Source organism: Azonexus hydrophilus, assembly GCF_905120355.1.
Lineage (GTDB): Bacteria > Pseudomonadota > Gammaproteobacteria > Burkholderiales > Rhodocyclaceae > Azonexus.
In genome coordinates this window covers 192658-219656 of record NZ_CAJHOB010000002.1, presented here as the reverse complement: position 1 = coordinate 219656, position 26999 = coordinate 192658, and the positions used below count along the sequence as shown (strand labels likewise).

Annotated in this window: 29 protein-coding genes; 19 read left to right on the top strand and 10 right to left on the bottom strand. The window is 62.6% G+C overall.

All coding sequences use genetic code 11. The features are described 5' to 3' along the window. Positions 1-2: 2 nt before the first annotated feature. Positions 3-563, top strand: a complete 561-nt coding sequence (locus JYJ39_RS02435; RefSeq protein ID WP_240189509.1) for a chromate transporter — start codon at positions 3-5, stop codon at positions 561-563. Next, positions 560-1078 (top strand): chromate transporter, encoded by a 519-nt coding sequence (locus JYJ39_RS02430; RefSeq protein WP_205201789.1) that lies wholly within the window; start codon positions 560-562, stop codon positions 1076-1078. The genes JYJ39_RS02435 and JYJ39_RS02430 overlap by 4 nt, the downstream gene beginning before the upstream one ends. Before the next feature lie 20 nt (positions 1079-1098). Here JYJ39_RS02430 and JYJ39_RS02425 read toward each other — a convergent pair whose 3' ends face one another. Further along, complete coding sequence (locus JYJ39_RS02425; RefSeq protein WP_205201787.1) at positions 1099-1602, bottom strand: YkgJ family cysteine cluster protein; 504 nt, start codon at positions 1600-1602, stop codon at positions 1099-1101. Positions 1603-1612: 10 nt separating this feature from the next. Next, the gene (hisC, locus tag JYJ39_RS02420) at positions 1613-2689 is read right to left on the bottom strand and encodes a histidinol-phosphate transaminase (protein WP_205201785.1); all 1077 of its coding nucleotides are present in this window, start codon (positions 2687-2689) and stop codon (positions 1613-1615) included. Between the two features lie 78 nt (positions 2690-2767). On the opposite strand from hisC, the gene hisB reads away from it, so the two are divergent. From hisB to tatC, 11 genes are all read left to right on the top strand, one after another. Next, entirely contained in the window at positions 2768-3355 is a 588-nt protein-coding gene (gene hisB, locus JYJ39_RS02415; protein ID WP_205201783.1) for an imidazoleglycerol-phosphate dehydratase HisB, read from the top strand. Beyond that, on the top strand, positions 3355-4002 hold the full coding sequence (gene hisH / locus JYJ39_RS02410) for an imidazole glycerol phosphate synthase subunit HisH (protein ID WP_205201781.1): 648 nt from the start codon (positions 3355-3357) through the stop codon (positions 4000-4002). Before hisB ends, hisH begins: the two co-directional genes overlap by 1 nt. Positions 4003-4058: 56 nt before the next feature. Further along, positions 4059-4811, top strand: coding sequence for a 1-(5-phosphoribosyl)-5-[(5-phosphoribosylamino)methylideneamino]imidazole-4-carboxamide isomerase (gene hisA / locus JYJ39_RS02405; RefSeq protein ID WP_205201778.1), 753 nt, complete (start codon positions 4059-4061; stop codon positions 4809-4811). A gap of 2 nt (positions 4812-4813) precedes the next feature. Further along, on the top strand, positions 4814-5572 hold the full coding sequence (hisF, locus tag JYJ39_RS02400; RefSeq protein ID WP_205201776.1) for an imidazole glycerol phosphate synthase subunit HisF: 759 nt from the start codon (positions 4814-4816) through the stop codon (positions 5570-5572). Further along, positions 5572-5979, top strand: a complete 408-nt coding sequence (hisI, locus tag JYJ39_RS02395) for a phosphoribosyl-AMP cyclohydrolase (protein ID WP_205201774.1) — start codon at positions 5572-5574, stop codon at positions 5977-5979. Before hisF ends, hisI begins: the two co-directional genes overlap by 1 nt. A gap of 54 nt (positions 5980-6033) precedes the next feature. Continuing rightward, complete coding sequence (locus JYJ39_RS02390) at positions 6034-8895, top strand: MASE3 domain-containing protein (RefSeq protein WP_205201772.1); 2862 nt, start codon at positions 6034-6036, stop codon at positions 8893-8895. A gap of 140 nt (positions 8896-9035) precedes the next feature. Then, a complete protein-coding gene (locus tag JYJ39_RS02385) occupies positions 9036-9365 on the top strand; it encodes a phosphoribosyl-ATP diphosphatase (protein WP_205201770.1) in 330 nt (109 codons plus the stop codon). Then, entirely contained in the window at positions 9362-9712 is a 351-nt protein-coding gene (locus JYJ39_RS02380) for a histidine triad nucleotide-binding protein (RefSeq protein ID WP_205201768.1), read from the top strand. Before JYJ39_RS02385 ends, JYJ39_RS02380 begins: the two co-directional genes overlap by 4 nt. Positions 9713-9721: 9 nt before the next feature. Further along, complete coding sequence (gene tatA / locus JYJ39_RS02375) at positions 9722-9955, top strand: Sec-independent protein translocase subunit TatA (RefSeq protein WP_205201766.1); 234 nt, start codon at positions 9722-9724, stop codon at positions 9953-9955. Between the two features lie 127 nt (positions 9956-10082). After that, entirely contained in the window at positions 10083-10454 is a 372-nt protein-coding gene (gene tatB / locus JYJ39_RS02370; RefSeq protein WP_205201765.1) for a Sec-independent protein translocase protein TatB, read from the top strand. Beyond that, positions 10451-11212 (top strand): twin-arginine translocase subunit TatC, encoded by a 762-nt coding sequence (gene tatC / locus JYJ39_RS02365; protein WP_205201764.1) that lies wholly within the window; start codon positions 10451-10453, stop codon positions 11210-11212. Before tatB ends, tatC begins: the two co-directional genes overlap by 4 nt. Here tatC and JYJ39_RS02360 read toward each other — a convergent pair whose 3' ends face one another. From JYJ39_RS02360 to JYJ39_RS02345, 4 genes are read right to left on the bottom strand one after another with little or no spacing between them, the layout of a single operon-like run. Beyond that, entirely contained in the window at positions 11213-12661 is a 1449-nt protein-coding gene (locus JYJ39_RS02360) for a lipopolysaccharide kinase InaA family protein (protein ID WP_205201763.1), read from the bottom strand. 9 nt (positions 12662-12670) lie between these two features. After that, positions 12671-13438, bottom strand: coding sequence for a lipopolysaccharide kinase InaA family protein (locus JYJ39_RS02355; protein WP_205201762.1), 768 nt, complete (start codon positions 13436-13438; stop codon positions 12671-12673). After that, complete coding sequence (rfaP, locus tag JYJ39_RS02350; RefSeq protein WP_205201761.1) at positions 13435-14319, bottom strand: lipopolysaccharide core heptose(I) kinase RfaP; 885 nt, start codon at positions 14317-14319, stop codon at positions 13435-13437. The genes JYJ39_RS02355 and rfaP overlap by 4 nt, the downstream gene beginning before the upstream one ends. Positions 14320-14321: 2 nt before the next feature. After that, on the bottom strand, positions 14322-15443 hold the full coding sequence (locus JYJ39_RS02345) for a glycosyltransferase family 4 protein (RefSeq protein ID WP_205201760.1): 1122 nt from the start codon (positions 15441-15443) through the stop codon (positions 14322-14324). A gap of 278 nt (positions 15444-15721) precedes the next feature. Here JYJ39_RS02345 and JYJ39_RS02340 point away from each other — a divergent pair, with 278 nt between their 5' ends. The 3 genes from JYJ39_RS02340 to JYJ39_RS02330 all read left to right on the top strand — a co-directional run bounded on the left by JYJ39_RS02340 (position 15722) and on the right by JYJ39_RS02330 (position 17931). After that, positions 15722-16876: a porin gene (locus tag JYJ39_RS02340; protein ID WP_205201759.1), complete on the top strand. Its 1155-nt coding sequence runs from the start codon at positions 15722-15724 to the stop codon at positions 16874-16876. A 316-nt stretch (positions 16877-17192) separates the two neighbouring features. Then, positions 17193-17483 (top strand): DUF1778 domain-containing protein, encoded by a 291-nt coding sequence (locus JYJ39_RS02335; protein WP_205201758.1) that lies wholly within the window; start codon positions 17193-17195, stop codon positions 17481-17483. Beyond that, positions 17464-17931 carry a GNAT family N-acetyltransferase gene (locus JYJ39_RS02330; protein WP_205201757.1) on the top strand — a complete coding sequence of 156 codons (468 nt, stop codon included), beginning with the start codon at positions 17464-17466 and terminating at the stop codon, positions 17929-17931. The genes JYJ39_RS02335 and JYJ39_RS02330 overlap by 20 nt, the downstream gene beginning before the upstream one ends. Before the next feature lie 115 nt (positions 17932-18046). On the opposite strand, the gene JYJ39_RS02325 is transcribed toward JYJ39_RS02330, so the two are convergent. Continuing rightward, a complete protein-coding gene (locus JYJ39_RS02325; RefSeq protein WP_205201755.1) occupies positions 18047-19294 on the bottom strand; it encodes an ATP-binding protein in 1248 nt (415 codons plus the stop codon). A 255-nt stretch (positions 19295-19549) separates the two neighbouring features. Here JYJ39_RS02325 and JYJ39_RS02320 point away from each other — a divergent pair, with 255 nt between their 5' ends. Next, positions 19550-20338, top strand: a complete 789-nt coding sequence (locus JYJ39_RS02320) for an enoyl-CoA hydratase (RefSeq protein ID WP_205201753.1) — start codon at positions 19550-19552, stop codon at positions 20336-20338. Between the two features lie 335 nt (positions 20339-20673). On the opposite strand, the gene JYJ39_RS02315 is transcribed toward JYJ39_RS02320, so the two are convergent. Beyond that, entirely contained in the window at positions 20674-21693 is a 1020-nt protein-coding gene (locus JYJ39_RS02315) for a GSU2403 family nucleotidyltransferase fold protein (protein ID WP_205201752.1), read from the bottom strand. Positions 21694-21818: 125 nt separating this feature from the next. Then, the gene (locus JYJ39_RS02310) at positions 21819-24386 is read right to left on the bottom strand and encodes a putative bifunctional diguanylate cyclase/phosphodiesterase (protein WP_240189508.1); all 2568 of its coding nucleotides are present in this window, start codon (positions 24384-24386) and stop codon (positions 21819-21821) included. Between the two features lie 86 nt (positions 24387-24472). On the opposite strand from JYJ39_RS02310, the gene JYJ39_RS02305 reads away from it, so the two are divergent. After that, on the top strand, positions 24473-25531 hold the full coding sequence (locus JYJ39_RS02305) for an exo-alpha-sialidase (protein WP_205201751.1): 1059 nt from the start codon (positions 24473-24475) through the stop codon (positions 25529-25531). 52 nt (positions 25532-25583) lie between these two features. Further along, the gene (locus tag JYJ39_RS02300; protein WP_205201750.1) at positions 25584-26132 is read left to right on the top strand and encodes a hypothetical protein; all 549 of its coding nucleotides are present in this window, start codon (positions 25584-25586) and stop codon (positions 26130-26132) included. Here the strand turns inward: JYJ39_RS02300 and JYJ39_RS02295 are convergent. Continuing rightward, positions 26113-26910: a response regulator gene (locus JYJ39_RS02295; protein WP_205201749.1), complete on the bottom strand. Its 798-nt coding sequence runs from the start codon at positions 26908-26910 to the stop codon at positions 26113-26115. The two genes, JYJ39_RS02300 and JYJ39_RS02295, sit on opposite strands and share 20 nt — an antisense overlap. Positions 26911-26999: the final 89 nt, after the last annotated feature.

Here is a 26999-nt window from a genome sequence, read left to right as displayed (position 1 = left end):
CCGTGGATCACTCGCAAAAAAATGAGCGCCCGGATCTCCGGGCGCTTTTTTTCGCCTTTTCGTCGGTCGGCCTGTCCGGCTTCGGCGGCGTGCTGCCGTTCGCCCGGCGCATGCTGGTCGAGCAGCGGCACTGGCTGAGCGCCGAGGAATTCAACGCCCAGCTCGGCCTCTGTCAGTTCCTGCCCGGGCCGAACGTGGTCAATCTGGCGGTGGTCGTCGGCAAGCGCCAGGCCGGGCTGGCCGGAGCCATCGTCGCACCGCTCGGACTGCTCGCCGGGCCGCTGGTCGTCGTCCTGCTGCTGGCGCTGCTGTACGACCGCTACGGCGAACTGCCGCTGGCCCAGTCGATGCTGCGTGGCGTTGCCGCCGCCGGCGCCGGCCTGCTCTTCGCAATGGCCTGGCGAATGGGCGCAGCGCTGCGTGACAAAGCCCTGTTCCTGCCATTTACGCTACTGGTCGTCATTGGCATCGCCGGCCTGCGCTGGCCAATGCTGTGGATCATGCTCGGCGGTCTCGTCCTCTCCGGCGGGCTGGCCTGGTGGCGTCTGGGGCGGCAGCGATGATTGTACTGGCGCTGTTCATCGAGTTCGTCGTGCTGTCGTTCGTGGCCTTCGGCGGCGCCACCGCGCTGCTGCCGGAAATGCACCGGGTCGTCGTGCTCGAACACGGCTGGCTGGACGACACCACCTTCACCCATCTCTACGCCATCGCCCAGGCGGCGCCCGGCCCGAACGTGCTGGTGGTGACGCTGATCGGCTGGAAGGTTGCCGGGCTGGCCGGAGCGCTGGCAACGACACTGGCAATGTGCCTGCCGATGAGCGTCCTCATCTACCTGCTGATCGACCGCTGGGAGAGCTTTGCCGGCCACCGCTGGCAACAGGCAATCAGTATCGGCGTCGCACCGCTCGCAGTGGGTCTGATCTTCTCCGGCGCCACCCTGATCGCACAGGCGGCCCAATTCGGCTGGCGCGCCTGGTTGCTGCTCGCCCTGGTCGCCGTGGCAAGTCTGCGCAGCTCGCGGCACCCGCTCTGGTATATCGGCCTCGGCGCCCTGGCCGGCGGCCTTGGCTGGCTCTGAGCCCGCCGCCCGGCGATAACTCAGCTACGCACTGAAAATTCGAGCAGGAAGGGAAAGTCCCGATCAGCGCTCTGCCGCAACTGCTTGCCCGGGCCGATGACTTCACTCAGACGGGCCCGCAGGGAGTCCACCGTCACCGCTTCACAGCGCAGGTCGGCAACGATCACGCCGCCGTCTTCATACACCGGAAAATCGCTGCAGCCGGCAGGCTTCAAGGGCTGGTCGTAAATCCGGCAGCCCGGCCGCGCCGCGTCGTAGGCCGGACAGGGCTTCTGATGCACGTAGTAGCGACCATGGGTGCGGCGGATTTCCTGCGGCCCCTGGCCGGCGTCCAGCTTGCGGTCAAACTCGGTACGCGGCGCCTGTACCTGCCACAACACCCGTACCTGTCGCCATTCCAGATCGAGCACCAGCTTGTCCAGCCGGCAGCAGGGCGCGCTGCAGCGGGCGCAATGGGGAATCACCACCGCCGCCTGATAGGCTTCTGCCGCCTGGGCAAGGCGTTGGGCCAGATCCGCTTTCATCCGGCTTGTTTCAGGCCACGAGTTCGCGCAGGGCATCGACCAGCGCCTGGCACTCGGCCGGCGTACCTATGCTGATACGCAGGAACTGTTCGATGCGGGACGAGCGGAAATGGCGGACGATGATGCTCCTGGCGCGTAGTGCCTGCGCCAGTGCTGCGGCGTCATGACGCGGATGGCGGCCGAAGATGAAGTTGGCCGCAGACGGCAGCACCTCGAAACCGAGTTGCTGCAGATCGGCAATCAGTTTTTCCCGACTGGCGATCACCTGCGCGTTGCACGCCTGGTAGTAAGCCACATCCTCGATCGCCGCCACCGCGCCCACCAGCGCCAGGCGGTCGAGCGGGTAGGAATTGAAGCTATTTTTCACCCGCTCCAATGCTTCGATCAGCACCGGCTGGCCGATCGCATAACCTACGCGCAAACCAGCCAAAGCACGCGACTTGGACAAGGTATGGATAACCAGAATGTTGTCGTAACGCTGCGTCAGGGGAACGGCCGTGTCGCCGCCAAAATCGATATAGGCCTCATCGACCACAATCACGCAGTCCGGCCGCGCCCTGGCCATCTGCTCGATCGCTGCCAACGGCAGCAGGCGTCCGGTGGGCGCGTTCGGGTTGGGGAAAATGATGCCGCCCACGGCCTCCGCCGGATCACAATAGTCCGCCGGATTGATGCTGAAATCGTCGGCCAGCGGCACCCTGCGGCTGGCAATCCCGTACAGACCGCAATACACCGGGTAAAAGCTGTAGGTAATGTCGGGAAAAAGGATCGGCGCCGAGTGCTGCAGCAGCGCCTGAAAAGTGTGCGCCAGCACCTCGTCGGAGCTATTGCCAACGAACACTTCCTGCGCCGTCACGGCATAGCGGCGGGCAATGGCCTGCTTGAGCAGGTCGGCATTGGGGTCCGGGTACAGACGCAGACTGGCTGCATCCTGCCCCAGCTCGGCGAGGATCGCGGCATGGACGCGCGGCGAAGGCGGAAAGGGGTTTTCGTTGGTATTGAGCTTGATGAGGTTGGCAAGCTTGGGCTGCTCGCCCGGAACATAGGGGGTAAGGTCGTGAACGACCGGGCTCCAGAAACGGCTCATTGGGCTCTCGGAAAGGCGTAAAAACAGGGCTGAATGGTATCATGCCGGACTGTTTCAACCTCCCCGAGAGCCGTCGCCATGCGCCAAGCCGAAATTGCCCGCAACACCCTGGAAACTCAGATCACCGCCAAGGTGAACCTGGATGGCAGCGGCCAGGGAAAACTTGCCACCGGCGTGCCCTTTCTTGACCACATGCTCGACCAGATCGTGCGCCACGGGCTGATCGACATTGACATCGAAGCACAGGGCGACCTGCACATCGACGCCCACCATACGGTGGAAGATGCCGGCATCACCCTGGGCCAGGCGCTGGCCCGCGCCTGGGGCGACAAGAAGGGGCTGACCCGCTACGGTCACAGCTATGTGCCACTGGATGAAGCGCTGACGCGGGTGGTGATCGATCTGTCCGGCCGCCCCGGCCTCAGTTTCAACGTTGAATTCACCCGGGCCACCATCGGTGGCTTCGATGTCGACCTGATCGCTGAATTTTTCCAGGGCCTGGTCAACCATGCCGGCATGACCCTGCACATCGACAATCTGCGTGGCAAGAATGCACACCACCAGGCTGAAACCATTTTCAAGGCCTTTGGCCGGGCGCTGCGCATGGCCGTCACGCCAGACCCACGCATGGCCGGCGCCCTGCCCTCCACCAAGGGAGCGCTGTAATGCGTGCAGGCCAGACGATTGCCGTCATTGACTACGGCATGGGCAATCTGCGCTCGGTGGCCAAAGCCATCGAGCATGTCGCCGCTGGCGCCCCGGTAGTGGTCACCGCTGACCCGGCCCAGGTCGCGGCGGCGGCGCGCGTCGTTTTCCCCGGCCAGGGCGCCATGCCCGACTGCATGCGCGAACTCGAGCAGCGCGGCCTGCGCCCGGCGGTCATTGCCGCAGCGCGCAGCAAGCCCTTTCTCGGCATCTGCATCGGTGAACAGATGCTGTTCGCCCACAGCGAAGAAGGTGACGCCGCCGGCCTCGGCATCTTTCCCGGCAGCGTGCAGCGCTTTCCGGCAGCACGCATGCACGGCGCGGACGGTTCGCGCCTGAAAGTACCGCACATGGGCTGGAATACCGTCGCCCAGAAAAAGCCCCATCCCCTGTGGGCCGGGATTGCCGACCACAGCCGTTTTTACTTCGTACACAGCTACTGCGTGCAGGCACCGGACAGCGCCCTGTGCGCCGGTACCACCGACTACGGCCTCAGCTTTACCTCGGCAGTCGCGCAAGATAATATTTTTGCAGTGCAATTCCACCCCGAAAAAAGCGCCCGTGACGGCCTGCAACTCCTGAAAAACTTCGTCGAGTGGCACCCCTGAGGCACCCCTGAACCCGCGCCTGAATCCCATTCCCTGACAATCCCTCCCTTACTGCCATGCTGCTTATTCCCGCGATCGACCTGAAAGACGGACAGTGCGTCCGCCTCAAACAAGGCCTGATGGAACAGGTCACCGTATTTTCCGAAAGCCCGGCCGAACAAGCCCGCCACTGGCTTGACCAAGGCGCCCGGCGGCTGCATCTGGTCGATCTGAACGGCGCCTTTGCCGGCAAACCCAAAAATGCCGCGGCGATCAAGGCTATTCTGGCCGAAGTCGGCAGCGAAATCCCGGTGCAACTGGGCGGCGGCATCCGCGATCTGGACACCATCGCAGCCTGCCTTGACGGTGGCCTCACCTACGTCATCATCGGCACCGCCGCGGTCAAGAATCCCGGCTTTGTGGCCGATGCCTGCGCCGCCTTCCCCGGCCACATCATCGTTGGTCTGGATGCCAAGGACGGCAAGGTGGCGACCGATGGCTGGTCGAAGCTGACCGGCCACGATGTGGTCGATCTGGGCAAGAAATACGAAGATTACGGCGTCGAATCCATCATCTACACCGACATCGGCCGCGACGGCATGCTCTCCGGCATCAACATCGACGCCACCGTACGCCTGGCGCAAGCCCTGAACATTCCGGTCATTGCCTCCGGCGGCCTGTCCAACCTCGACGACATCCGCGCCCTCTGCGCCGTCGAGAGCGAAGGGGTGGTCGGCAGTATCGCCGGTCGTGCCATCTACGACGGCTCGCTCGACTTCCAGGCCGCACAGGCGCTGGCCGACGAACTGTCCCCCCAAACGGGCCGCTGACCATGCTCGCCAAGCGCATCATCCCCTGCCTTGACGTCACCGCCGGCCGGGTCGTCAAGGGCACCAATTTCGTAGGTCTGCGCGACGCAGGCGACCCGGTGGAAATTGCCCGCCGCTACAACGAACAAGGCGCCGACGAACTGACCTTCCTCGATATCACCGCCTCCTCCGACCAGCGCGACATCATCCTGCACATCGTCGAAGCCTGCGCCGAGCAGGTCTTCATCCCGCTCACCGTCGGTGGCGGCGTGCGCAAGGTGGAAGACGTGCGACGGCTTCTCAATGCCGGCGCCGACAAGGTATCGATGAATACCGCCGCCGTGCTCAACCCCGATCTGATTCACGACGCTTCGAGCAAGGTCGGCAGCCAGTGCATCGTCGTCGCCATTGATGCCAAACAGGTCGCCCCCGGCAGCTGGCACGTCTATACCCACGGCGGCCGCAACGATACCGGCATGGACGTGGTCAGCTGGGCCAAACAGGTGCAGGCGCTCGGCGCCGGCGAAATCCTCCTGACCAGCATGGATCGTGACGGCACCAAGAACGGCTTCGATCTGCCGTTGACCCGCGCCGTCGCCGATGCTGTCGATATTCCGGTGATCGCTTCCGGCGGCGTCGGCAACCTGCAGCACCTTGCCGATGGCGTAAGCGAAGGCCGGGCGGATGCGGTCCTGGCCGCCTCCATCTTCCATTTCGGCGAATACACCGTGCGCCAGGCCAAGGAATACATGGCCGCACGCGGCATCGAAGTGCGACTGTAATGGCTGATCTGCAACACGATCTGGACTGGCTGACGGCGCTCAAATGGGACGCCGACGGCATGATTCCCGCCATTGCCCAAGACGAAAGCGGTCGCGTGGTGATGTTTGCCTGGATGAACCGTCAGTCCCTGCAGGAAACACTGGCCTGCGGCTACGCCGTGTACTGGTCGCGCTCGCGCCAGCGCCTGTGGCGCAAGGGTGAAGAATCGGGACACCTGCAGAAAATCCGCTCGATCCGCACCGACTGCGACGGTGATGTACTGCTGCTGCAGATCGAACAGATCGGTGGCATCGCCTGCCATACCGGCCGCGCCAGTTGCTTTTTCAACGAACTGCAGGGACAACGCTGGGTCGCTGCCGATCCGGTCATCAAGGATCCGCAGAAAATTTACACTGCCACCCCGTAAGCTTGGGCTCAGCCAGGCTGCCGGGCCTACCGGACGACTCGTCCTGAAAACGCCATGAACGGCACCACACTGCCCAGCACCCCGCAGCGCACAGACAAAAAATTTACCGCCCCCCTGGTCTGGGTAACGGCGCTGAGTGGCCTGCTCCTGCTCGGCGGCTGGCTGCCGGCATTCCAGTTTTTTGCCAACCCGGCGCATTACCTGCCCTTTCATATCGCGCTCGAATTCGTTGTCATGGCAGTTTCAGCCATGGTCTTTGCCCTCTCCTGGAACCTGCGCCGGATCGAGGACAACAGTCACGCCGTCATTCTCGGCACCGGATTTCTCGCCGTCACCCTGATCGACCTGGCGCACACCCTGTCCTTTGCCGGCATGCCGGATCTGGTCACCCCCAGCAGTCCGGAAAAGGCCATCAACTTCTGGCTGGCCGCACGTTTCATTGCCGCCGCGATACTCCTTGCCGTCGCCCTGCGCCGGCCCGCGCACTGGTCACCCCGGCGCTGCCTGGGTGCGCTGCTCGCCGCCCTTGCCGTCAGCGCTGCCGTCTGGTGGCTGGTCCTCGTCCACAGCGCCTGGTTGCCGCGCACCTTCATTCCCGGCAGCGGCCTGACCGATCTCAAGATCGGTAGCGAGTACGTACTGGCGCTGCTCTATGGACTGGCGGCACTGCTGCTCTACCGCACGGCGTTGCAGCAACGCCAGCCTGACGGATTGTGGCTGGCCGCTGCCGCCTGGGTACTTGGATTGGCCGAACTGTTCTTCACGCTCTATGCCGACGTCACCGACGTCTTCAACCTGCTTGGCCACATTTACAAGGCGATCGCCTACATGATGATCTACCGGGCGCTGTTCGTTGCCGGCGTCCGCCGGCCCTACCACGAACTGGCGCGTGAGCGGACCTACCTGCAAACCCTGCTGGAGACCATTCCCGACCTGGTCTGGCTGAAAAACAGCAACGGCATCTACCTCTCCTGCAACAAGAGTTTTGAGCGTTGTGTCGGTATCCCGGCGACAGCCGTCATCGGCAAAACTGATTTCGATTTCGTGCCCCGCGAGCAGGCCGAGTTCTTCCGCCACAACGATCAGACCGCCATCGCCCGAGGCGGCCCGACGCGCAATGAAGAAGTACTCACCTTCGCTGCGGATGGCTACCAGGGGGTATTCGAAACAACCAAGACACCGGTGTACGACGCTCAGGGCAGGATCATCGGCGTCCTCGGCATCTCCCACGACATCACCGAACGCAAGCGGACAGAAGCCGAACAGAGCAACCGCCAGGCCCAGCTGGAAACCATGGTGGCCGAACGCACTGCCGCGCTGTCGGACATGATGGCGCAGATCAGCGCCAGTGAAGAACGCTACAAATTCGCGCTGGAAGCCACCCGCGATGGCATCTGGGACTGGAACCTCCTGAACGGCCAGACCTACGTAAACCCCGCCTACAGCACCATGCTGGGCTATGCTCCGGGCGAACTCGGCAACGATGTGCATGACATCTTTGTGGCACAACTCCCCAGCGAAGAGCGCCAGCAAACCGTTACTCTGGTCCGTGACAAACTGGCACAAGAGGGCAGCTACGAAATCGAATTCCGCCTGCGCTGCAAGGATGGCAGCTACAAATGGATCCTCAGCCGCGGCAAGGTGGTCGAACGTGACGCCAGCGGTCAGCCGGTGCGGGCGGTCGGCACGCATATCGACCTCAGCGCCCGCAAAGCGCTCGAAATCGAGTGGCGCCAGGCGAAGGAAGCAGCCGAATCGGCCGCCATCGCCAAGAGCGCCTTCCTGGCCAACATGAGCCACGAAATACGCACCCCGATGAACGCCATCATCGGTCTGTCCAGCCTCATGCAGCACCAGACCCATGACCGGCAACAACAGGGCCGGCTGAACAAGATCATCGGCGCCGGCCAACACCTGCTGGGCATCCTCAACGCCATCCTCGACCTGTCGAAGATCGAGTCTGGAAAATTCCATCTGGAACAACGACCACTACACGTAGCAGGCATCGTCGACAACATCCTGACCATGCTCTCCGAACAGGCCCACCAGAAACAGCTGTGCCTCACCAGCGAACTGTCGCCCCTGCCCACCGGCCTGCTCGGCGACGCCACCCGCATCCAGCAGGCCCTGCTCAATTACGTGGTCAACGCAATCAAATTCACCGATACCGGCCAGGTCACGATTCGTGTCCAGCCGATCGAAGAAGATGACAGCAGCGCCTTGCTGCGCTTTGAAGTCGCAGACAGCGGCATCGGCATCGCGGCGGAAAGCATCCCCCGCCTGTTTTCCGCCTTCGAGCAAGCCGACAATACAACCACCCGTAAATACGGTGGCACCGGTCTGGGGCTCGCCATTACCCGCAAGCTGGCCGAGCTCATGGGTGGGGAAGTGGGGGCCAGCAGCCAGCCCGGCCTGGGCAGCACCTTCTGGTTTACCGTCCGCCTGATGCGCGCAGCGGTAGTGGAAGATTCACCCCCGCTGCTACCGCTGGACAATGCCGGCGCAAGCATCAAGGGGCGGCACGCCGGCAGCCGGGTCCTGCTGGCCGAAGACAACGCCATCAACCGCGAAGTCGCCGTCGCCATCCTGCAGGATGTAGACCTGGAGGTCGACACCGCCGCTGATGGCGCCGAAGCCGTGGCGCTGGTGGAGCGCAACACCTACCGGCTGGTGCTGATGGACATGCAGATGCCGAATATGGACGGCCTGGAGGCCACCCGGCAGATCCGCAAACTGCCGCAGGCCGCCACCCTGCCGATCATCGCCATGACCGCCAATGCCTTCCACGAAGACCGCCTGCGTTGCCTCGATGCCGGCATGGACGATTTCATCAGCAAACCCGTCTCGCCGGAAGTGCTCTACAGCGTCCTGCTCAAATGGCTGGAACCACCCGCCATCGCAGCGGAAAAACTCTGACCGCCCGGCTGCCCGCACGGCAGCAGTTTGTGCTGCCGGCGGGCAATCTGCCCCCCTCTGATGTAAAATCGCCGGCAGACTGGATCAAGAATCTGCCGCAAGCGGACAACATGCTTGCTCGACCTGAAGGGAATTTACGCATGAGCACACACGACATCCTGCACCGCCTGTCCGAAACCCTGGCCACCCGCCGCCATGCTGATCCGGAGAAATCCTATACCGCCAGCCTGTTTGCCGAAGGCCCGGATTCCATCCTGAAAAAGATCGGCGAGGAATGTGCCGAACTGATCATGGCCGCCAAAGACGGCAAGCGCCTCAACATCGTGCGCGAGTCGACCGATGTGATCTACCACATCCTAGTGCTGCTGGTTTTCTTCGACATGAGCATCGAAGACGTGTCGCAGGAAATGCGCCGCCGGGAAGGCATTTCCGGCATCGACGAAAAAGCCGCCCGGAGCGCCCGAAAGTGAGCGACTGCATTTTCTGCAAGATCGCTGCCGGAACAATTCCCGCCGCCAGGGTGTACGAAGATGAGCAACTGATCGCCTTCAAGGACATCGCCCCGCAGCGCCCGGTGCATATTCTGGTCATTCCGAAAAAACACATCACTTCGCTGGCCACCGTCAGCGCCGACGATGCGCCCCTCCTTGGGCAGATGCTCGCCAAAGCCCATGAAATCGCGCTGGCACAGGGGAGTCCGGCAGGCTTTCGCGTCATCATCAATACCGGCGAAATCGGTCAGCAGGAAGTCCAGCACCTGCATATGCACATCCTCGGCGGACCGCAACCGGTCGGCCCCATGGTTCAAAAACACTAGGAGTCACACATGGGTTCTTTTTCCATCTGGCACTGGGTGATCGTCCTGATCATCGTCATGCTCGTTTTCGGCACCAAGAAGCTGCGCAACATCGGCCAGGATCTGGGAGGCGCCGTCAAGGGTTTCAAGGAAGGCATGAAAGAAGCCGGCGCCGACACGCCGACCTCCACAACGCAGAATCCGCAACAGGTTTCCGGCGAAACCATTGATGTCGAGGTCAAGGACAAGACCACCTCGAAGTGAAGCCAGGCGGGCCTGCGTGCTCACGCACGCAACACCCCTGCCACCAGCAGCCTGACACTCCCGCCCCGGCTCCCCCGTGCATTCCGTCCCGGAGCGACAGCCATAGGGGCGTTTTCCAGACCAGAACATGTTTGATATCGGCTTTTCCGAATTGGTGGTGATCGGCATCGTGGCCCTGCTTGTCATCGGCCCCGAACGCCTGCCCAAGGTGGCGCGCACCGTCGGGCATCTGCTCGGGCGGGCGCAGCGCTACGTCAGCGACGTCAAGGCGGATATCAACCGCGAAATGCAGCTCGACGAACTGCGCAAGCTGCAAGCTCAGGTCAATGAATCAGCACGCTCGCTGGAAAACTCCATGCGGCAGGAAATGAGCAGCCTGCAGGCACAGGTCGAAACACCGCTCCAGGACGCAGCCGCCAGCCTGCGCAGCGTGGGCGAAGAAACCCACAGCCCCCGCCCCACCGACGCCACCGCCAGCAAGGAAACCCCGCGCGCATGAACGGCCTGAACGAAGAACCCGTCGGCGAGAGCTTCGTCTCGCACCTGGTTGAATTGCGCGACCGTCTGCTGCGCAGCCTGATCGCCGTTGCCGTGGCCTTCGGCGTGCTCGCCCTCTACCCCGGCCCGGCGGCGATTTACGATTTTCTCGCCGCGCCGCTCACGGCAGCGCTGCCGGAAGGCACCAAGATGGTCGCCATCGGCGTCATCACGCCCTTCATGGTGCCGCTCAAGGTCATGGCCATGGTCGCTTTCGTCCTGGCGCTGCCCTACGTGCTGTACCAGGCCTGGGCCTTCGTCGCCCCCGGCCTGTACGCGCACGAACGCCGCCTGGGCATTCCGCTGATCATCTCCAGCACCCTGCTCTTCCTGCTGGGCATGAGCTTCTGCTACTTCTTCGTCTTCGGCCAGGTATTCACCTTCATCGCCAGCTTCGCCCCGAAGAGCATCACCCCGGCGCCGGATATCGAAGCCTATCTCTCTTTCGTCATGACCATGTTTCTCGCTTTCGGCCTCTCCTTCGAAGTGCCGGTGGCGCAAGTCGTGCTGGCCAAGCTGGGCGTGATCAGCGTCGAAAAAATGAAGGAATGGCGCTCGTATTTCATCGTCGGCGCCTTTGTCGTGGCAGCCATCGTCACGCCGCCCGATGTCATCTCTCAGCTCGCCCTGGCCATTCCGATGTGCCTGCTGTATGAACTGGGCCTGCTCGCCTCCCGCCTGGTCTCGCCCCGGGAAAACGCCGAGGCGGAGCGCGCCTGACTAGCCGCCCGCGGTCTTTCCCGGCAAATGCGCATCCAGCCAGCGCACCAGCACCGAATCAGCCGGCCAGTTGCGCAGGAAACGGGCACGGTCACGCTGCCACAAACGCTGAAAACGCCAGTCGCTGCGGTGTTGTTGCAGGGCATCGAGATCGATCAGGAAGACTTTCCCGGCGTGCCAGAACAGGTTGGTTCCTTTGCAGTCGCCATGGGTGATGCGTAGCGCGTGCAACTGCTCGAACAGCGTCAGCAGTGCCGTTGCCAGCGGCAACTCCGGAATCTGCTCCGGCTGCAGTGTATCCAGCAGATTTTTCCCCGGACACAGCTCGGTCACCAGGAAAGCACGGCCACGCAGGGGGCCGCACCGCTCTTCCAGCACCGCCAGCGGCGACGGCGTGGCAATGCCATAAAAGGTGAGCAGATGCGCTGCCCGCCAGGAGTGCCAGGCGCGGCTGGGGCGCCAGGCACGCGACAGGGCATGCCGCCAGTGCTTGATGTTGTAGCGTTTGATGAGCAACGGCGTTGCGTCAATCTCCGCTGCCACCACGGTGCACGTGCCGCCGGTCTTGAAACAATGGCCGCCCTCGACGAAACGGTCCGGTGCCGCCAGAAAAGTCCTCAGCCGCGCCAGCTGCGTCCGCTCCACCGCCCACACCCGCTGCCAGCTGCGCGCAACGGCAAATTGCGTACAGTCGCGGCCGGTTTTCTCCAGGAATTTGTGCAAGCGCCGCGCCCGGGTCGTCAGCACCGCCGCCTGCACACGGGCCACATCCAGCGGCCGCCCGCCCGGCGCCGCCTGGTAAGCCGCGAGAAACTCGCCGATCCGGGCATCCCAGGCCGGGGTCAGGCCGGCGAACAGGATGGCCAGGTTGGCAATCACCGCCGCATCGCTCAAAGGCCCGGCGGCGTCCTTCACTTGCACCGCGTCACCGTCGATCGCGTACAACATCCCTCCGGCCAGCAGGAAATTCCCCAGATGCAGATCCGCCTGCGCCAAGCCCGCCGCATGCATGCCCGCCAACAAGGGCAAGGCCGCTGTCAGCAAGGATGTCGCCCGGGCGATGTCTGCCGTTGCCCCGCTGTGCGCGGCCGCATCCCAAAGACTGCCGAGGTCTTCCGCTGCCGCGAGCCACTCGCACACCACCGCATAGGCGCCGCCGCGTACCGGCCCGGCCGCCCGTAGCGCCGGCGTACGCACCCCGGCCGCATGCAGGGCCACCAAGCCGGCGCGTTCGCGCTCGCCGTGCCGCTGATGCGCCTCGGCCAGAAACAGCTTCACCAGCGCCGGCCGGCCATTCCAGCACCCCGCCGCCACCAGGCGCTTGCCCGGCACCAGGCGCAACTGACGCTCCAGCACCAGCACGTCGCCGGCCTGCATTTCCAGCCGCACCGGCAACTGCGGCGCCCGCCCGGCGGCACGCAGATCAGCGATTACTTGCGCAGCGTTCACAGCAACACCTCACTCACGCCCGTCGAAGAACGCCAGCACCTTGCGCAGACGGACCTTGTCGGCCGCATTCAGACGCGCGCGCCCCACGTAATCCAGGTAGAAACGCAGCCGCCAGCTGCGGCGCAAGGTGTATTTCGCCACCTTGTCGAGGCAGGCAAGGTCCTTGACGATGCGATATTCGAGAAACGGCGGCCACCAGAACATGCCGGTCGGGCAGTCGATGAAATACGCCGTCGGCGCATCAACTTCATCAACCAGAATGTTGCGCCACTTCAGGTCGTTGTGACAGAAACGCCGGGCATGCATGCGCTGCGTCGCCTGCGCGATCTGCGGCAGCACCTGCCGCAACCAGCCCGCATCCTGCAGACGGGGATCGTGCTTGCGCGCCAGTTGCGCCAGATCCGTCGTATTACGCAATTCCTCGGTAATCACCGCCGCCCGCACGAAGCGGCCATAACGCCGTTCCTGCCCGTACGCCACCAGCGGCGCAGTCGCGATCCCCCAGGCGGCAAAACGCTGCAGATTGGTCCACTCCTGCACCGCCCGCCGTGGCCCCAACCAGTCGCGCAGACCGAACCAGCGGCGCGTCAGCGCACGGCGACCGATGAAATAACGTTTGACGTAGTAGCGCCTGTCCGCCACCGTCACCCGATACACCTCCGACTCCGGATCACCGGTCACCTTCTCGCCAGCCAGCGCGAACACCGCCTCCGGGCTGGCAAACGCCCGCCCCACCGGACCATCCCGGTAATCAGGGTGAATCTGCCACTCAATCACCAATCTTCTCCAAATTCCCTGTTCTTGCGCGCATATTTTGCCTGCAGGCGCCGACCTTCCTGCGCCAGATGCCGCAGCAGCGGCGCCTCTTCGCGCAGGATGGCGCGCAGCGGCCGGGCAAAATACACCCGCAGGAAGCGCAGGAAATCACGCTGCGTCAAGCCGATGCCCAGCGCCGAAAAATACAATCCGGCCAGATCCTTGTCACGCCAGCGACGCGGCACCTGCGTGCGGCTCTGCGCCCGATGCAGATCGATCAGCGACAGTTTCAGATTTTGCGCCGTCGGTTGCGGCTCCAGATGCAGCAGGAAATGGCAGAGATAGAAATCGCGATGATTCACCCCGGCCCGGTGCATGCGCCCGGCCATGTCCGCCACCCGGCGGATCAGGGCATGTTTCAGCGCCGCGGGGGGGGGCTGGTGCCCCCACTCGCGGCAGAAATCCTCCAGACTGATCGTCGGCGCCAGTTCCTCCGTAATCAGGAAAGAATGCCGCCGCGCCGGATTCCAGCCGCGCTGACCAAACGCCACCGCCCGCATGGTATCGATGCCGATCGCCGTCAGCCGGTGAATGGCCTGCCATTCATTACCGGCGCCGAGAATGGGCGCGCGTCCGACGAGCAGATTCTTCACGATCTCGCCCCAGCCGATGCCGTGGTGGATCTTCACGAAATAGCCGCGCCCCCCAATCTCGCAGCGAAACGTGCGCCGCCCGTCGCGCTGGCGGAACACCTCACCGTCAAGCGCATCGACTGCGGCAAAGGCATCCTGGCCAGCCCACAGCCCGGCAAACGGCGGCTGCAGCCAGAGTTGCTGCCGCCAACTGCCTCCATTTCCCGCCGTGACCACGGGCACATCCCCCGGGCGCGCTCTCTCCGCCATCGTTACGCACTTTCCTGCATGATGATCTCCGCCGCCCGTTCGGCATTGCTATAAATATCCGCAACCTCGGCCCAGGCCAAGGCGTTCTGCTGCCATGCGCGGCGCTGCTCCGGCTGCGCGATGATGCGCTGCAGCGCATCATCCAGCGCCTCCTGCGCGAACGGCTCCGACAATACCAGCCCACCGGCCGCTGCCGTCACATAGGGCGCGTAGCCACAGACCCCGGTGCACAACACCGGCAACCCCGCCACCAGCGCTTCCAGCAGCACCGTACCAGTATTTTCATTGTAAGCCGGGTGAATCAGCAGGTCGGCGCCGAGCAGGAAGCGCGGAATATCGCTGCGTCCCGCCAGGATGTCCACCTGCTCTGCCAAGCCCAGGGCCGCCGCCTGGCGGCGAAATCCCCCCGGTGCATCCTGGCCGATGACGATCAAGCGCGTGCGTGCCCGCTGCGCCGGCGGCAAATGCGCCAGCGCCAGCAGACTGCGGTCCAGCCCCTTGGTCTTGAACCCCGAGCCCACCTGCAACAGCAGGAAATCTTCCGCCATCAGTCCAAATTCAGCGCGGAACGCGGCCCGTATGGCCGCCGCATCCGGCGGCGCCCGCCGGTCCCGCGCAATCCCGGGCGGCAGCAGATGAAAACGCGCCGCCGGTGTCGCGTAATAGTGCTCGAACACCGCCTGCTGCGCTGGCGCAATCAACAGAATGTCAGTGCGACTGGCCGGCGCAAATACCGCCCGCTCATACGCCGCAAAATGCCGGTAACGCCCGGACAACCGGTACAACGGATGACGCAGACTGCGTGCCTTGTCCTCGTAACAAGCATCCGCCGCGAAATACACATCCAGCCCCGGCATCTTGTTGAACCCGACCACCCGCTTCACCGGCCGTGCCACCAGATCACGCGCCACCCAGGCGCTGAACTTCGCATAACGGCGCGCATTGCTCCACGCCCGCACCGGCACGACCACCAATTCAAACCCCGGCGGCAGATCGCCCTGCCAAGAGAGCGTATAGACCCGTACCGCCGCCCCCGCCGCCTGACAGGCCAGGGCAATGCGCAAGAAATCGCGCTGCAGACCACCGAAGGGGAAATATTTATAAAGGCAAAACGCAAGCTGCATCATTCATCCAAGGGCAAGGCCGTGCGCCGCATCCGGCCACACGCACGGGGCGAATGTTAGCCTGAAAGCCCGCCACCCCGCGCGGGTCAGTGCCCCCCTGTTGCGGATGCGCAACAAAATTTAACAAAAGAGCATGCTCAGCCCATTCACGCCTTGCCCCCCTTCCCGGTGACTTGCACAATGCGCCTCAACTTCTCGTTTTGAGAGGTAATGCTTGGTTGGTACCGAAAACTTCTTTTCGCTACCAACCAAAAACTAACCACTAAGGAGATCTTCTGATGCAAAAGAAACTCATCGCTCTGGCCATCGCCGCAGCCGCTTCCAGCACCGCTTTCGCACAAACCAACGTTCAGATCTACGGTATCGCTGACGTCGGTTACGTCGGCATCGACGCTGATGGTGGCAAGTTCCAGCACAACATCAACTCCGGCGTGCTGTCCACCTCGCGCATCGGCTTCAAGGGCGCAGAAGACCTGGGCAACGGCCTGAAGGCCATCTTCACCCTCGAATACGGCCTGCAGCTGGACAACAACACCGGCATCGGTGCCTCTAATGGCGGCGTTGCTAATGCCCGTCAACAATTCGTCGGCCTGACCGGCGGCTTCGGTACCGTCGTGGCCGGCCGTCTGCAAACCGCTGGCCTGGATTACACCGTTGCCGGCTCGGCTCTGGGTGGCTCGACTTCGATTGGCGCTATTAACCGGGTTTCGGACGCAGAGGATTTCCCGCTGCTCAACGCTATCAGCCGCGCTAATAACGCCGTTGCCTACATCTCGCCGTCCTTCGGTGGCGTGACTGTTGCACTGAACCACGCTCGCCTGACCGAGTCTGCAGCTACAGACGACCTGAAAGATAACACCGCCACCCTGATCGCTGTTAATTACGACGGTGGCCCGCTGACCGCTGGTCTGGTTTATGGCAAGGTTTCCACTGAAAAGAATGCGGGAACTGCTGAACAGTGGGCTGCAAATGGTAGTGGCCTCGGCGGAGCCGTTCTCGTCGGTGACCCGGTTGAAGTGACTGCTCTTGCTACAGATCCTTCCCGTGCAAAAAACTCTGACGCTACCGAATGGGGTGTCCGTGCTGGCTACGACTTCGGTGTTGCCAAGCTGCAAGCTGCCTATCAGCACGCCAAGATTGAGCAAGGCGTCACCGCCGCTGGCGTTAGCAACGGCAACCTGAAGAACAAGCGTTGGGTTCTGTCCGCTACCGTTCCTGTCACCGCCAAGATTGGTGTGATCGGTGAATACGCTCAAGCCAAGATCGATCAAGGCGCCGGCGTCAGCGACGACAAGAACAAGGCCTACACCCTGGCTGCAACCTACTCCCTGTCGAAGCGCACCACCGCTTACGCCGCTTTCGTTGCTGTTCGTCCGGAAGAAAAGAACACCGACGTGAACGTGTATGGCGTTGGCGTTCGTCACGCTTTCTAATCTAGCCCCGCTAGCTTAGAACCATAAACAGCCGCCTTCGGGCGGCTGTTTTGCGTTAACCTTTCCGCTCGGCGGGCTGCTCGCCCAGCAGCTGCCAACCAGGAGGGGCGCGCGGGGGCTGAAGTGCTCGGCTGTCTGATTGGACATCAAGCAGATCCCCGGCGCCATGAAGCGCATGATGGAGCCGAATACTTTCGCCGATGAAATGCGGGAATGCATGGCGTTGGTGAAGACTGAAGAGTAGCCAAGTGGTGACAAAATGACGCCACGCGTCCATACTGAGGGCCATCAACCATTGGCTACCAAGGAGGCTGCCATGCTCGCTCAGACAGGAAAGCGGCTCACCACGAGAATCACTGACCATGTGCAGGAAAAGCTGCAAGCGGCAGCGGACCTCGTTGGCGCGACGCTGAACCAGTTTGTCGTTCAAGCGGCTCTCGAAAAGGCTGAAAAGATCATTGAAAGCGAATCAACGATTGTCCTGACTCGACGGGAATCTTTGCGGCTGCTGGAGATGATTGAGAATCCGCCGCCGCGCAATGAAAAATTTCTTCAGGCACAAGCCCGTTATCTGAGGTTAAAGAACGATGCTGGTTCTACCGCTTAACGACAGGCACGACAGGAAAAGCTTCGATTGCGGTGATGCCGGCCTGAATGGCTGGCTGCAACAGACCGCCAGGCAACACAAGGAGAAGGGGGTTTCCTCGACCTTTGTCTCGGTAGCTAACGAAACAAGTGTTGAAATCCTCGGCTTCTACGCAATTAGCCTTGCTGAGCTGGTGAATACCGAGTTACCTGCGCAATATGGAAAACGGTTGCCTAACAAGGTGCCTGTCTTTCGCCTTGGGCGGTTAGCAACCGCATCAGGGCACCAAGGAAAAGGCGTCGGGGAGTTCATGCTCTTTGACGCCATTGACCGAGCGACTCGTATTTCCGGTGAGGTTGGCGGTATGGGTCTTGTCGTGAATGCGAAACACTCCGCAGTCGAGTTCTATCAACGTTATGGTTTCGAGCAGATGTCGGATCATCCCCAAAACCTGTTCTTGCCGTTTTAACTCAACCCCGCGTAGTTTCTGCTGCCGGGGGGGCACGCCTGCTGTGTATCAGTCAAAAGGCCCTGGGTATGTTCACGGGATACGACAAAGGAGAGACACATTGCTGTTGCGCTGTCTACTTCGACCCACCCCACAAACTCGACAGCGGCGCTGCCCAGATTCCGTCCCCCAAGGGCAGTGTCTCGGCGCCGTCGTACAACAACACCCCCATCTTGAATTGGCTGCCGGCGAGGCCAGCCAGTTTCTTCAGCCCACGCAGATCGCCTTCCCTGACGGTGGCTGCCGCTTTCACCTCGACCCCGACCAACTGCCCGGCCGCATTCTCGATCACGATGTCGACTTCGAACTTGTCCGCGTCCCGGTAGTACATCAGGCGATAGTCGCCATCCGCTGTGGTCGTGTGCTTGAGTAGCTCAGCAAAGACAAAGGTCTCCAGCACATGGCCAAAACGCGTACGATCTTGCTGCACCTCAACGAAGCTTAGATCGAGCAAGGCCGCCAACAGGCCGGAATCGAGGAACTGCAGCTTGGACGTTTTCACCACGCGCTTCAGGCGGTTGCTTGCCCACACATCGATCCGCCTGAGCAGGTACATCTGCTCGAATACGCCGACGTAGCGCGCGGCGGTCTTGCCATCCAGGCCGACCTGGCTGCCGAGTTGGGCGTAATTGCACATCTGGCCTGCCGTCTGCGCCAGGGCACGGAGGAATCGCGGCAACTGATCGAGCTTCTCGATGCCCGCCACATCACGCACATCGCGCTGAATGATCGCGTCAATGTACTGACGTGCCCACGCGACACGGCGCTTGGCCGAGGGGCGTGCAATGGCTTCGGGGTAGCCGCCACGCAGCACGCGTTCAGCCAGGTCACTGCCCAGTACAGGCTGATCCACCTTGAGTAGCCGGCCGGCAAAGGCGCTATCGATCCAGTTCGCCGAGCACGACTGGATCTCGCTCTGCGACAAAGGCAACAGCGACAGGGTTTCCATTCGGCCTGCGAGTGAGTCGGCCACGGTGGGCAACGCCATCAAGTTGGCCGAACCGGTCAGCAGAAAACGACCTGGACGCCGGTCTTCGTCCACACTCTTCTTGATGGCCAGCAGCAACTGAGGCGCGCGCTGGATTTCATCGATCACGGCGCGCCCCAAGCTGCGCATCATCCCGACCGGATCTTCTTGCGCCGATAGCAATGTCAGCGCATCGTCCAGGGTCAGATAGTGCAAGCCCTGTTGTTCTGCGATTTGCCGTACCAACGTGGTTTTGCCCGCCTGACGAGGGCCTGCCAGCAACACGACCGGCGTGTCCAGCAGCGCTTCAGCGATGCGCGACTCGATCCGACGCGGAAAAATGGATGCCCTGTTCATGCGAAAACTTTATCGTAAATTACGGAATCCATCAACGTAAATTACGGAATCTATCAACGTAAATTACGGAAAATAGGCACCGCCGAAACTGAAAACTTGAAAGAAATCCTGCCTGCCTGTAGAGATAGTCAACCCCTGGTCGTACTGATCACACGCAAGTCGTCGAGATCGCCACGCGCCGACGGCGCGGGCTGGCACACGCGGCGGCTCTCGGGTACATTCATCCGCTCACCGATAACCCATCAAGGAGACAACATGAATCACGACGACAGCCTCTTGCTGCGCGCCGACCGCGCCGACGGCCTGACCACCCTGACCCTGAACCGCCCGGGCCAGTTCAATTCGCTCTCGGAAGCGTTGCTGAGCGCGTTGCAGAAGGAACTCGACGCCATCGCCGCCGATGAGACGGTGCGCGTGGTGGTGCTGGCGGGTGCCGGCAAGGCGTTCTGCGCCGGCCATGACCTGAAGGAAATGCGCGCCAATCACAGCAAGACCTACATGCAGGGGCTGTTCAAGCAGTGCGCCGAGGTGATGCTCACCCTCACCCGCATGCCGCAGCCGGTCATTGCCCGGGTGCACGGCATCGCCACGGCCGCCGGCTGCCAGCTGGTCTCGATGTGCGATCTGGCGGTGGCCGCTGATGTGGCGAAATTTGCCGTCTCCGGCATCAATGTCGGCCTGTTCTGCTCGACCCCGGCCGTTGGCCTGGCGCGCAATCTGGGCCGCAAGGCGGCACTGGAAATGCTGCTCACCGGCGATTTCATCGACGCCATGGAAGCTCGCGCCAAAGGCCTGGTCAATCGCGTCGTGCCCGCCGATGCGCTGGACGCGGAAATCGAAGCGCTGGCCGGCAGCATCCTCGCCAAGAGCGCCGTCGCCATCCGCATGGGCAAGGGCATGTTCTACCAGCAGCTGGAAATGGGCCTGGCCGATGCCTATGCCTATGCCGGCGAAGTCATGGCCTGCAACATGATGAGCGAAGACGCCGGCGAAGGCATCGACGCCTTCATGCAAAAACGCAAACCCAACTACAAGGGCTGCTGACCCCCACCCGCCGCGCCTGCGCCGCCCCCCGGCCCGCAGGCGCGGCAAAAATCTCAAAATGCAGATTGGGCAAAGCTGCGTGCTTTGCTGTTGGCTGGGGCAGCATCGGCCCCGCCCCCCCCGCGGATGCCCGCTACTTCGACGGGCTGCGGGATCGGGTGCGCAAGGCAGCCAAACCCGCAGCCAAGGTGTGAAGACCAAACCCGTCATCCCGCGCGAACAGGCCGGAATCGAGGAACTGCAGCCTGGACGTTTTCACCACGCGCTTCCGGCGGTTGCTTGCCCACACATCGATCCGCCTGAGCAGGTACGTCAGAGAATGTGAAGCTTGTGCCTCACAACCCGAACTCAACTCCACGGGAAAGTTTGCGTACCGCCGCCGGAAACATGCGTTCAGCGTTCTCATCAAGTGCCAGGTGTGGAAATTTATCGCGCACCAATGCGATGGTCGCCGCTGCCTGCTGCTGATCGCGCTTCGCCTTCCCCGGATCACGGTCAGGCTGCGCGCTGAGCCATTGCTTGTACACCGCAAAGGCTCGCGGGTCCGGACAGACCATAGGTGCTGGCAATCCGTCCTGGCCGACCACGATCGACTGAAATTTCTCACTTGCCAGGAGCCACTTGATATTGGGGAGCCAGGAAGGTTTCAGGTCTTCGGCTGCGATTCGCTCCGGCTCCCCCTTCTTCCAGGGTGGGTTTGGCGCTTGCTTCACCAGATCAACGTAAAAACCCGCCTTGTTCACCGCCCGGAAATCACCTTTCCGCACTGGCTCGAACGAGCGGTCCACTTTTTGCAGAATAGCGAGAACGCCGGCTTCGGCCACCGCGTCATCCAGAAAGGCGAGCTTCAAGGTCGCACGTGCATCCCACAGAAGGTCTACGTCCGTGGTCGCCATCAGCCCCGCATCGAACTGGACACCAGCCACCGATTCATACCCGTACATCGCATGCGTCCCGATCACCATGAGATTCTTGCCGAGAAGGCCATGATCATCGAGCTTGCGCAATGTCGCCGTGACGATCGAGGGTACGCGATTCAGAAAAATCCCCTTCGCCATGCCGGCAAATTCCTGAACGGATTGCGCGAGACTCGCCTCCCTTTCCTTTGCGCGTGCCTTGCCCGCTACAAATTCAGCATAAATGGATTCCGTGGCAGGCGAGCGCGGCCCCATACTTCTGGTGCCGCCACGTCGATTGGTAATTTTGACAAGGTACTCATGGCCTGCCACCGCTTTCCAGGCCAAACCACCCGCATACCTGGCGGCGTTGCGCCGCGCCTCCCTATAAACCTCAAAGGTTTGCCGCAAATCCACCGCAATACGCATCTGGTTATTTGACAACTCACTGTAATACATGAGTTTTCCTTTCAAAAAATCACAATCCAGAGAGTGAAAGGAAAATACTGGTTTGTCAAACCCGGATACCCACTCTTGCCGCGCACAATGCACGCGCTGACAGGCTGTTCAGGCAACAGGCCGGCTTAGCTCCCTTCCGGTGCCGACCATGCCTCGGGCAGTATCTGTGCCGCCGGGCGACCGATGTAGTAGCCCTGGGCGAGATGGGTGTCCATTTTTTCCAGTTCGGCCAGAACTTCCGCCGATTCGACGTATTCGGCGACCACGGCGATGCCCATTTCCCGGGCCAGCGAGCGGATGCTGGTGACGAAGGTGCGGTCCTTGTCGCTGCTCAGCATGTTGGCGATGAAATCGCCTTCGATCTTGAGATAGTCGATGGGGAAACGGCGCAGGTAGTGGAAGGAGGAAAACCCGGAGCCGAAATCGTCGATGGCGAGCTTGAAGCCGTCTGCCTTCAAATCGATCAGGAACTGCTCCAGCAGCGCCAGGTTCTTCACCGTATCGCGTTCGGTGATCTCGAACACGATGCGCTCGGGCGCCACGCCGTGTTCCGCGACGATGCGCCGTATTTCGCGCGAGAACTCGTTCAGCACCAGCGCCCGTGGCGACAGATTGACGAAGATTTCGCCCCGGTGCCCCTGCGCCTGCAGGGATTTCAGCGCCCGCTCCAGCACCAGCAGGTCGAGGCGGTGGATGACGCCCATTTTTTCGGCCAGTTCGACAAATTCGTCGGCACGGATCATCTGCCCGGCCAGGTCGATGCGCGACAACACCTCGTAGGCAGCAATCCGCTTGCCCCCGACATCGAGAATGGGCTGGAAGTAGGGGATGACACGCTTGTCCTCGATTGCCGCCATGACCATCTGGCTCTTCTGCGACAGGTCGCGGAAAATTTCCACCACATCGTCGGTGGTGGGAATGGCCACCTGATCCTTGCCCGCCGCCTTGGCCCGATACATCATGTTGTCGGCAAACATCAGCAGGTCCTTGGCGTTGTCGGCATGTTCGGGGAACACCGCCAGACCAACCGACGCCGTGCCCCGCAGGCGGACATCGCCGTTGATTGCCACTTCCAGCCGATCGATCGCGGCACGGACCCGCTGCGCCACCAGCACCACGGTATCCAGATTGGCCTCCGGCAAGAGCGCGACAAACTCGTCGCCACCATAGCGCGCCAGGATGTCACCCTCGCGTAGCGCCGACTGCACCTGCCGCGCCAGCCGCTGCAGATAGGAATCGCCGGCGCTGTGGCCGTAGTTGTCGTTGATCAGCTTGAAGTTGTCGAGATCGATCAGCAGCACGCCGAAGCTGTAGCCATGCCGCTGGGCACGGCCGATTTCGTAGGTGGACAGCTCCCAGAACACGCGCTGATTGAACAGGTCGGTGAGGGGGTCGCGGGTGGCGTAGTACTCCAGATCGCGCGTGTATTTGTAGATCGCCTTGACCGAACCGACCACGTTGAGCAGGGTGGACAGCACGCTTTCGACGACCAGATAGCGGGTTTCATCTTCCAGCACGCCGGCCTGCACACCAATACCGACGATGCCGCCGATTTTGGGTTTATCGACAAAGAACGACTTGACCCGCAGCGCCACTTCGTCGTCGCTCAACACCACGGGCGGCGCCTGCGTGTCGGCAATGTGATGGTGAATGGCGAACAGGCGCCCTTCAGAAAAGTTATCGGCTTCGTGCAGCGAGTGGCGGATGTACTCCTCCATGCGCTGACGCGTTTCGAAGGTCGCCGGGCCGTACCAGAACACTTCCAGATCGAACATTTCCTCGTCGATCTTGAAAATGGAAAACAAGGTATGCGCCGGCAGGATGGTGTTGATGTCGATCAGCAGACGGCTGACGTAGTCGCGCCAGTCGCGCACCACCTCGGCGGTGATGACGAATTTTTCCAGCAGGCCGATCTCGAAACTGAGGATGTCCTTGTCCACCGCGATGTTGCGCAACTTCGCCAGCAGTTCGCGCAAGGCGGCATCGATGCGGTTCAGTTCGACAAACCCGAAGTCGCGCTCGGCTACCGCTAGGGCTTTCAGATCGGCGACGGCATCAACTTGCTCGAACTCTTCCTGCAACTGCTGCACGCCCTGCTCGATCCGCCGGCCAACCCACCATACCGCTGCACCGGCGAAGAAACCGGCAATCGGCAGCAGCAGGGCAAACGCCCACAGCAATTCCTTGCGCGCCTCGGCCAGCAGGCCGGCATATTGCTGACGCACTTCGATTGCCCCCAGGGCCGTCCCTTGCTGCACGTTGTCGTGGCATTTGAGGCAGCGCCCATCGGCCACCAGCGGATAGATATGGCGCGCTTCGCTGTCGCTGTCGATGCGTTGCGCCACCCCGCTGGCCAGCACCTGGCGCAGGGTGTCATCCAGCGGCGGCTGGGCGATGATGCCGTACAGCTCCTCCACCGCGGCGCCGCGGTAGATCTGTACCTGCATGCTGTCGTCAGCACCGGCGTTGGCGACGTCACGCAGGAAATTGTCGGCCTGACTGCGGCTCCAGCCCTTGCTCATCAGCTGGTACATGGCCGCAAAAGTGATCCGGGCAGCCGATTCGGATGACCGCGCAGCGTTGTCGCGCACGATGTTGTCGAACACCCGATCGAGCGCCCAGTAAGCACCGCCAAAAAAAAGCGCGGCTACGATAGCCGAAGTGGCCAAGATGAAACGATGGATGCGCATCATGTATCTCCCCGGGGCGGAAATTATCACACCCTTGTCAGCGAACGACCTTGATACGGCAAAAGAAAAAGAGACTTTACAATGCCGGCATGCGCCCCATTCCCCGCCTGCCGCACGGCATGTTCCGCTCTCTCAACAACGGCCGCCATCATCTCGCAGCCGCACTCTGTGCGCTACTCCTGCTCGCCGCTTACGGCCGCAGCACTGAACCGCCGGCGCCAGCGCTGGCTGCACCCGTCGCGCTGCCCAACACAGTCCTGCCGGCCAGCCATTATCGCCTCACCCTGCCCGGCAGCAGTGCCCGCGTCAGCAGCCCTAGCCTGGCGGCCCTGCCGGATGGCCGGCTAGCTGCCGTCTGGCTGGGCGAGGGGCATGGCCAGCACCTGGCGGATCAGGCCATCTGGTTCAGCACCTTGCAGCAACAGAACTGGCACGAGCCATACGCCCTCGTCACCCGCGAAACGGCTGCCGGTCACTCGCTGGCCCACCTGCGCGGCATCTCACGACCGCACCTGCTGGCCCATGCCGACCGCCTCGATCTGTGGTTCAACGCCCATGGTCCCGGACAAGGGACGCGCCCGGCCATCTACCGCATGACTTCCCATGATGCCGGCCATAGCTGGAGTAGGCCGCGCCGACTACCGGTCTCCTCTTGGCTACAGGGTGGTCTCCTGGATAGCGCACGCCCCGCGCAGGCATTGGCGGATGGCGGCAGTTTGCTGGCGCTGGCCGAGCGCCCCGACGCCCCCCATTTTTTCTGGCTGCGGCTCAATGCCGACGGACAGGTGATTGCCCGCACCGACGCCGGCGGGGCGCTGGCTGCCCGGCCCTTGCCGACACACGGTCGGCATGCCCTGCTGCCCCTCGGCGGCGAGCAGTTGCTGCTGGCCGGCAGCAGCGATCCGCAGCACAGCGAACTCTGGCTCTGGTGGGGTGATGCCCAGGATACACACGGCAAGTCGTGGCAAAGCGTGCGCCGGGTGGCCAGCGCCCCGCCGACGCCCGATGCGCCCCAGCCCTTGACCGACCCGGTGCTGCAGAGGACGGGCGACGGCCGCATCCATCTACTCTATGTCTGGCGCGGACATAGCCTGCAGCACCTCGCTTTCACGCCGGCCTGGCTGACAAGCGAAGGAGAGGCGCCATGAGCCGGGGGAACATGCGCACCAGTTGCGGCGACGCCCTCCCCGGAGGCGGCGCATGAATCTGCTCGCGATTTACGGCCTGCTCGGCCATGGCCTGCTCTGTGGCGCCCTGGTCAGCCGCCTGCCGCTGGGCCATCTGCGGCAACGGGCAGCGCTGATCGCCACCACCATTGCCCTGCTGGCCGGCATTGCGCCGCTGCTGCACGCCTGGTTTGGCCCGCCCTCGGTGACCCTGCTGATGCTGGCCCTGCTCCAGTTGCCGACCACGCCGCTCACACCGCTGACGGCGTCGAGCGCCCGCTATCTGCTCGGCGCGGCGCTACTGTTTTATGTCGCCGGGGCGCTACCGGGCGAATTTACGCCCTACGCCCTCGGTTACCAGCCGGGATTGCTGCTCGCCCTCCTCGGCGGGCTCACCCTGTGGCTGTGGGTGCGGCGGCAAACGCCATGGCTGCTGATCCTGGCCGCCGACCTCGGCGTCTGGCTGACGGGAATCTTCGCCAACCTCTGGGACGTTCTCTTCGATCCGCTGCTGGTCCTGCTGTGCGCGGCAATCGTCGGGCAGCAGCAGGTGGCCCGCTGGCTCAGCGCAAGGCGTCGCTGATCAGGCGGCGAATGCTGGCGGCGTCGAAGGGTTTGTCGCAGATGGCGGAAACCCCCGCCCGCTCCACGGCGGCCAGCCGCCCCTTGTTCTGCTCGCTGGTCACCAGCAGGACCGGCACATCGCTCTGCCAGCTCTGTTTCCGGATGTAATCGACCAACGCCGCACCGTCCATTTCCGGCATGTTGTAGTCGGTAATGACCAGATCGACCATGCTTTCGCCCAGGATCGCCACCGCTTCCTTACCGTTGTTGCACAACATGATCTGCTCGATACCCAGACTTTTCAGCAAGCGCTGCAGGTGCTGGCGCGAGGCAAAACTGTCGTCGACCACCAGCACACGCAGCGCTTCGATTTCCTCGATATCCAGTTCGGCCGGCGGATTCAGGTAATCGACCGCGGCATTGAGGGCCCGAGCCAACTCATCCGGCGTGAATGGTTTACGCAGGATCATGCAGGCGCCCGACTGGCGCACCCCTTCCAGACGCTGCGGCCGCGTTTCGCTGGAAATGAGAAGGAACGGCAGGGCAGTATGGCGCACATCGAGGCGCAGGGCTTCCACTAGGTCGGTACCGGCCATGTCCGGCAGGTAAAGACTGCTGATCAGGACCCGCCCAGGCACTTCCTGCGCCAGTGCTGCCAGGGCATCGGCACCGCTGCTGACGATATCAACGCTTGCCACACCGGCGTTCTCCAGCATGCGCTGGACCAGATGCGCTTGCGTCGTGGACGGTTCGACGAGCAGAACATGCAGATCACGGACGGAGTTCACGGTAGTCACAGGCGCATTCCTTCACACAGGTGCCAAACGGGAAAATGCTCTGCCCGTGGCGGATTTCGAGTCGTGGGCCCGATCTTAGCAGAGCTTGC

Excerpts from the sequence above, each read along its gene's own strand:
- hisA (WP_205201778.1), top strand. The coding sequence starts at position 4,059 with ATGCTGCTTATTCCCGCGATCGACCTGAAAGACGGACAGTGCGTCCGC.
- JYJ39_RS02340 (WP_205201759.1), top strand. The coding sequence starts at position 15,722 with ATGCAAAAGAAACTCATCGCTCTGGCCATCGCCGCAGCCGCTTCCAGC.
- JYJ39_RS02425 (WP_205201787.1), bottom strand. The coding sequence starts at position 1,602 with ATGAAAGCGGATCTGGCCCAACGCCTTGCCCAGGCGGCAGAAGCCTAT.
- hisC (WP_205201785.1), bottom strand. The coding sequence starts at position 2,689 with ATGAGCCGTTTCTGGAGCCCGGTCGTTCACGACCTTACCCCCTATGTT.
- rfaP (WP_205201761.1), bottom strand. The coding sequence starts at position 14,319 with ATGGCGGAGAGAGCGCGCCCGGGGGATGTGCCCGTGGTCACGGCGGGA.
- JYJ39_RS02335 (WP_205201758.1), top strand. The coding sequence starts at position 17,193 with ATGCTCGCTCAGACAGGAAAGCGGCTCACCACGAGAATCACTGACCAT.
- hisI (WP_205201774.1), top strand. The coding sequence starts at position 5,572 with ATGGCTGATCTGCAACACGATCTGGACTGGCTGACGGCGCTCAAATGG.
- JYJ39_RS02430 (WP_205201789.1), top strand. The coding sequence starts at position 560 with ATGATTGTACTGGCGCTGTTCATCGAGTTCGTCGTGCTGTCGTTCGTG.
- JYJ39_RS02325 (WP_205201755.1), bottom strand. The coding sequence starts at position 19,294 with ATGAACAGGGCATCCATTTTTCCGCGTCGGATCGAGTCGCGCATCGCT.
- tatB (WP_205201765.1), top strand. The coding sequence starts at position 10,083 with ATGTTTGATATCGGCTTTTCCGAATTGGTGGTGATCGGCATCGTGGCC.
- JYJ39_RS02320 (WP_205201753.1), top strand. The coding sequence starts at position 19,550 with ATGAATCACGACGACAGCCTCTTGCTGCGCGCCGACCGCGCCGACGGC.
- JYJ39_RS02300 (WP_205201750.1), top strand. The coding sequence starts at position 25,584 with ATGAATCTGCTCGCGATTTACGGCCTGCTCGGCCATGGCCTGCTCTGT.
- hisB (WP_205201783.1), top strand. The coding sequence starts at position 2,768 with ATGCGCCAAGCCGAAATTGCCCGCAACACCCTGGAAACTCAGATCACC.
- JYJ39_RS02310 (WP_240189508.1), bottom strand. The coding sequence starts at position 24,386 with ATGATGCGCATCCATCGTTTCATCTTGGCCACTTCGGCTATCGTAGCC.
- tatC (WP_205201764.1), top strand. The coding sequence starts at position 10,451 with ATGAACGGCCTGAACGAAGAACCCGTCGGCGAGAGCTTCGTCTCGCAC.
- JYJ39_RS02315 (WP_205201752.1), bottom strand. The coding sequence starts at position 21,693 with ATGTATTACAGTGAGTTGTCAAATAACCAGATGCGTATTGCGGTGGAT.
- JYJ39_RS02330 (WP_205201757.1), top strand. The coding sequence starts at position 17,464 with ATGCTGGTTCTACCGCTTAACGACAGGCACGACAGGAAAAGCTTCGAT.
- tatA (WP_205201766.1), top strand. The coding sequence starts at position 9,722 with ATGGGTTCTTTTTCCATCTGGCACTGGGTGATCGTCCTGATCATCGTC.
- JYJ39_RS02305 (WP_205201751.1), top strand. The coding sequence starts at position 24,473 with ATGCGCCCCATTCCCCGCCTGCCGCACGGCATGTTCCGCTCTCTCAAC.
- hisH (WP_205201781.1), top strand. The coding sequence starts at position 3,355 with ATGCGTGCAGGCCAGACGATTGCCGTCATTGACTACGGCATGGGCAAT.
- hisF (WP_205201776.1), top strand. The coding sequence starts at position 4,814 with ATGCTCGCCAAGCGCATCATCCCCTGCCTTGACGTCACCGCCGGCCGG.
- JYJ39_RS02390 (WP_205201772.1), top strand. The coding sequence starts at position 6,034 with ATGAACGGCACCACACTGCCCAGCACCCCGCAGCGCACAGACAAAAAA.
- JYJ39_RS02385 (WP_205201770.1), top strand. The coding sequence starts at position 9,036 with ATGAGCACACACGACATCCTGCACCGCCTGTCCGAAACCCTGGCCACC.
- JYJ39_RS02345 (WP_205201760.1), bottom strand. The coding sequence starts at position 15,443 with ATGCAGCTTGCGTTTTGCCTTTATAAATATTTCCCCTTCGGTGGTCTG.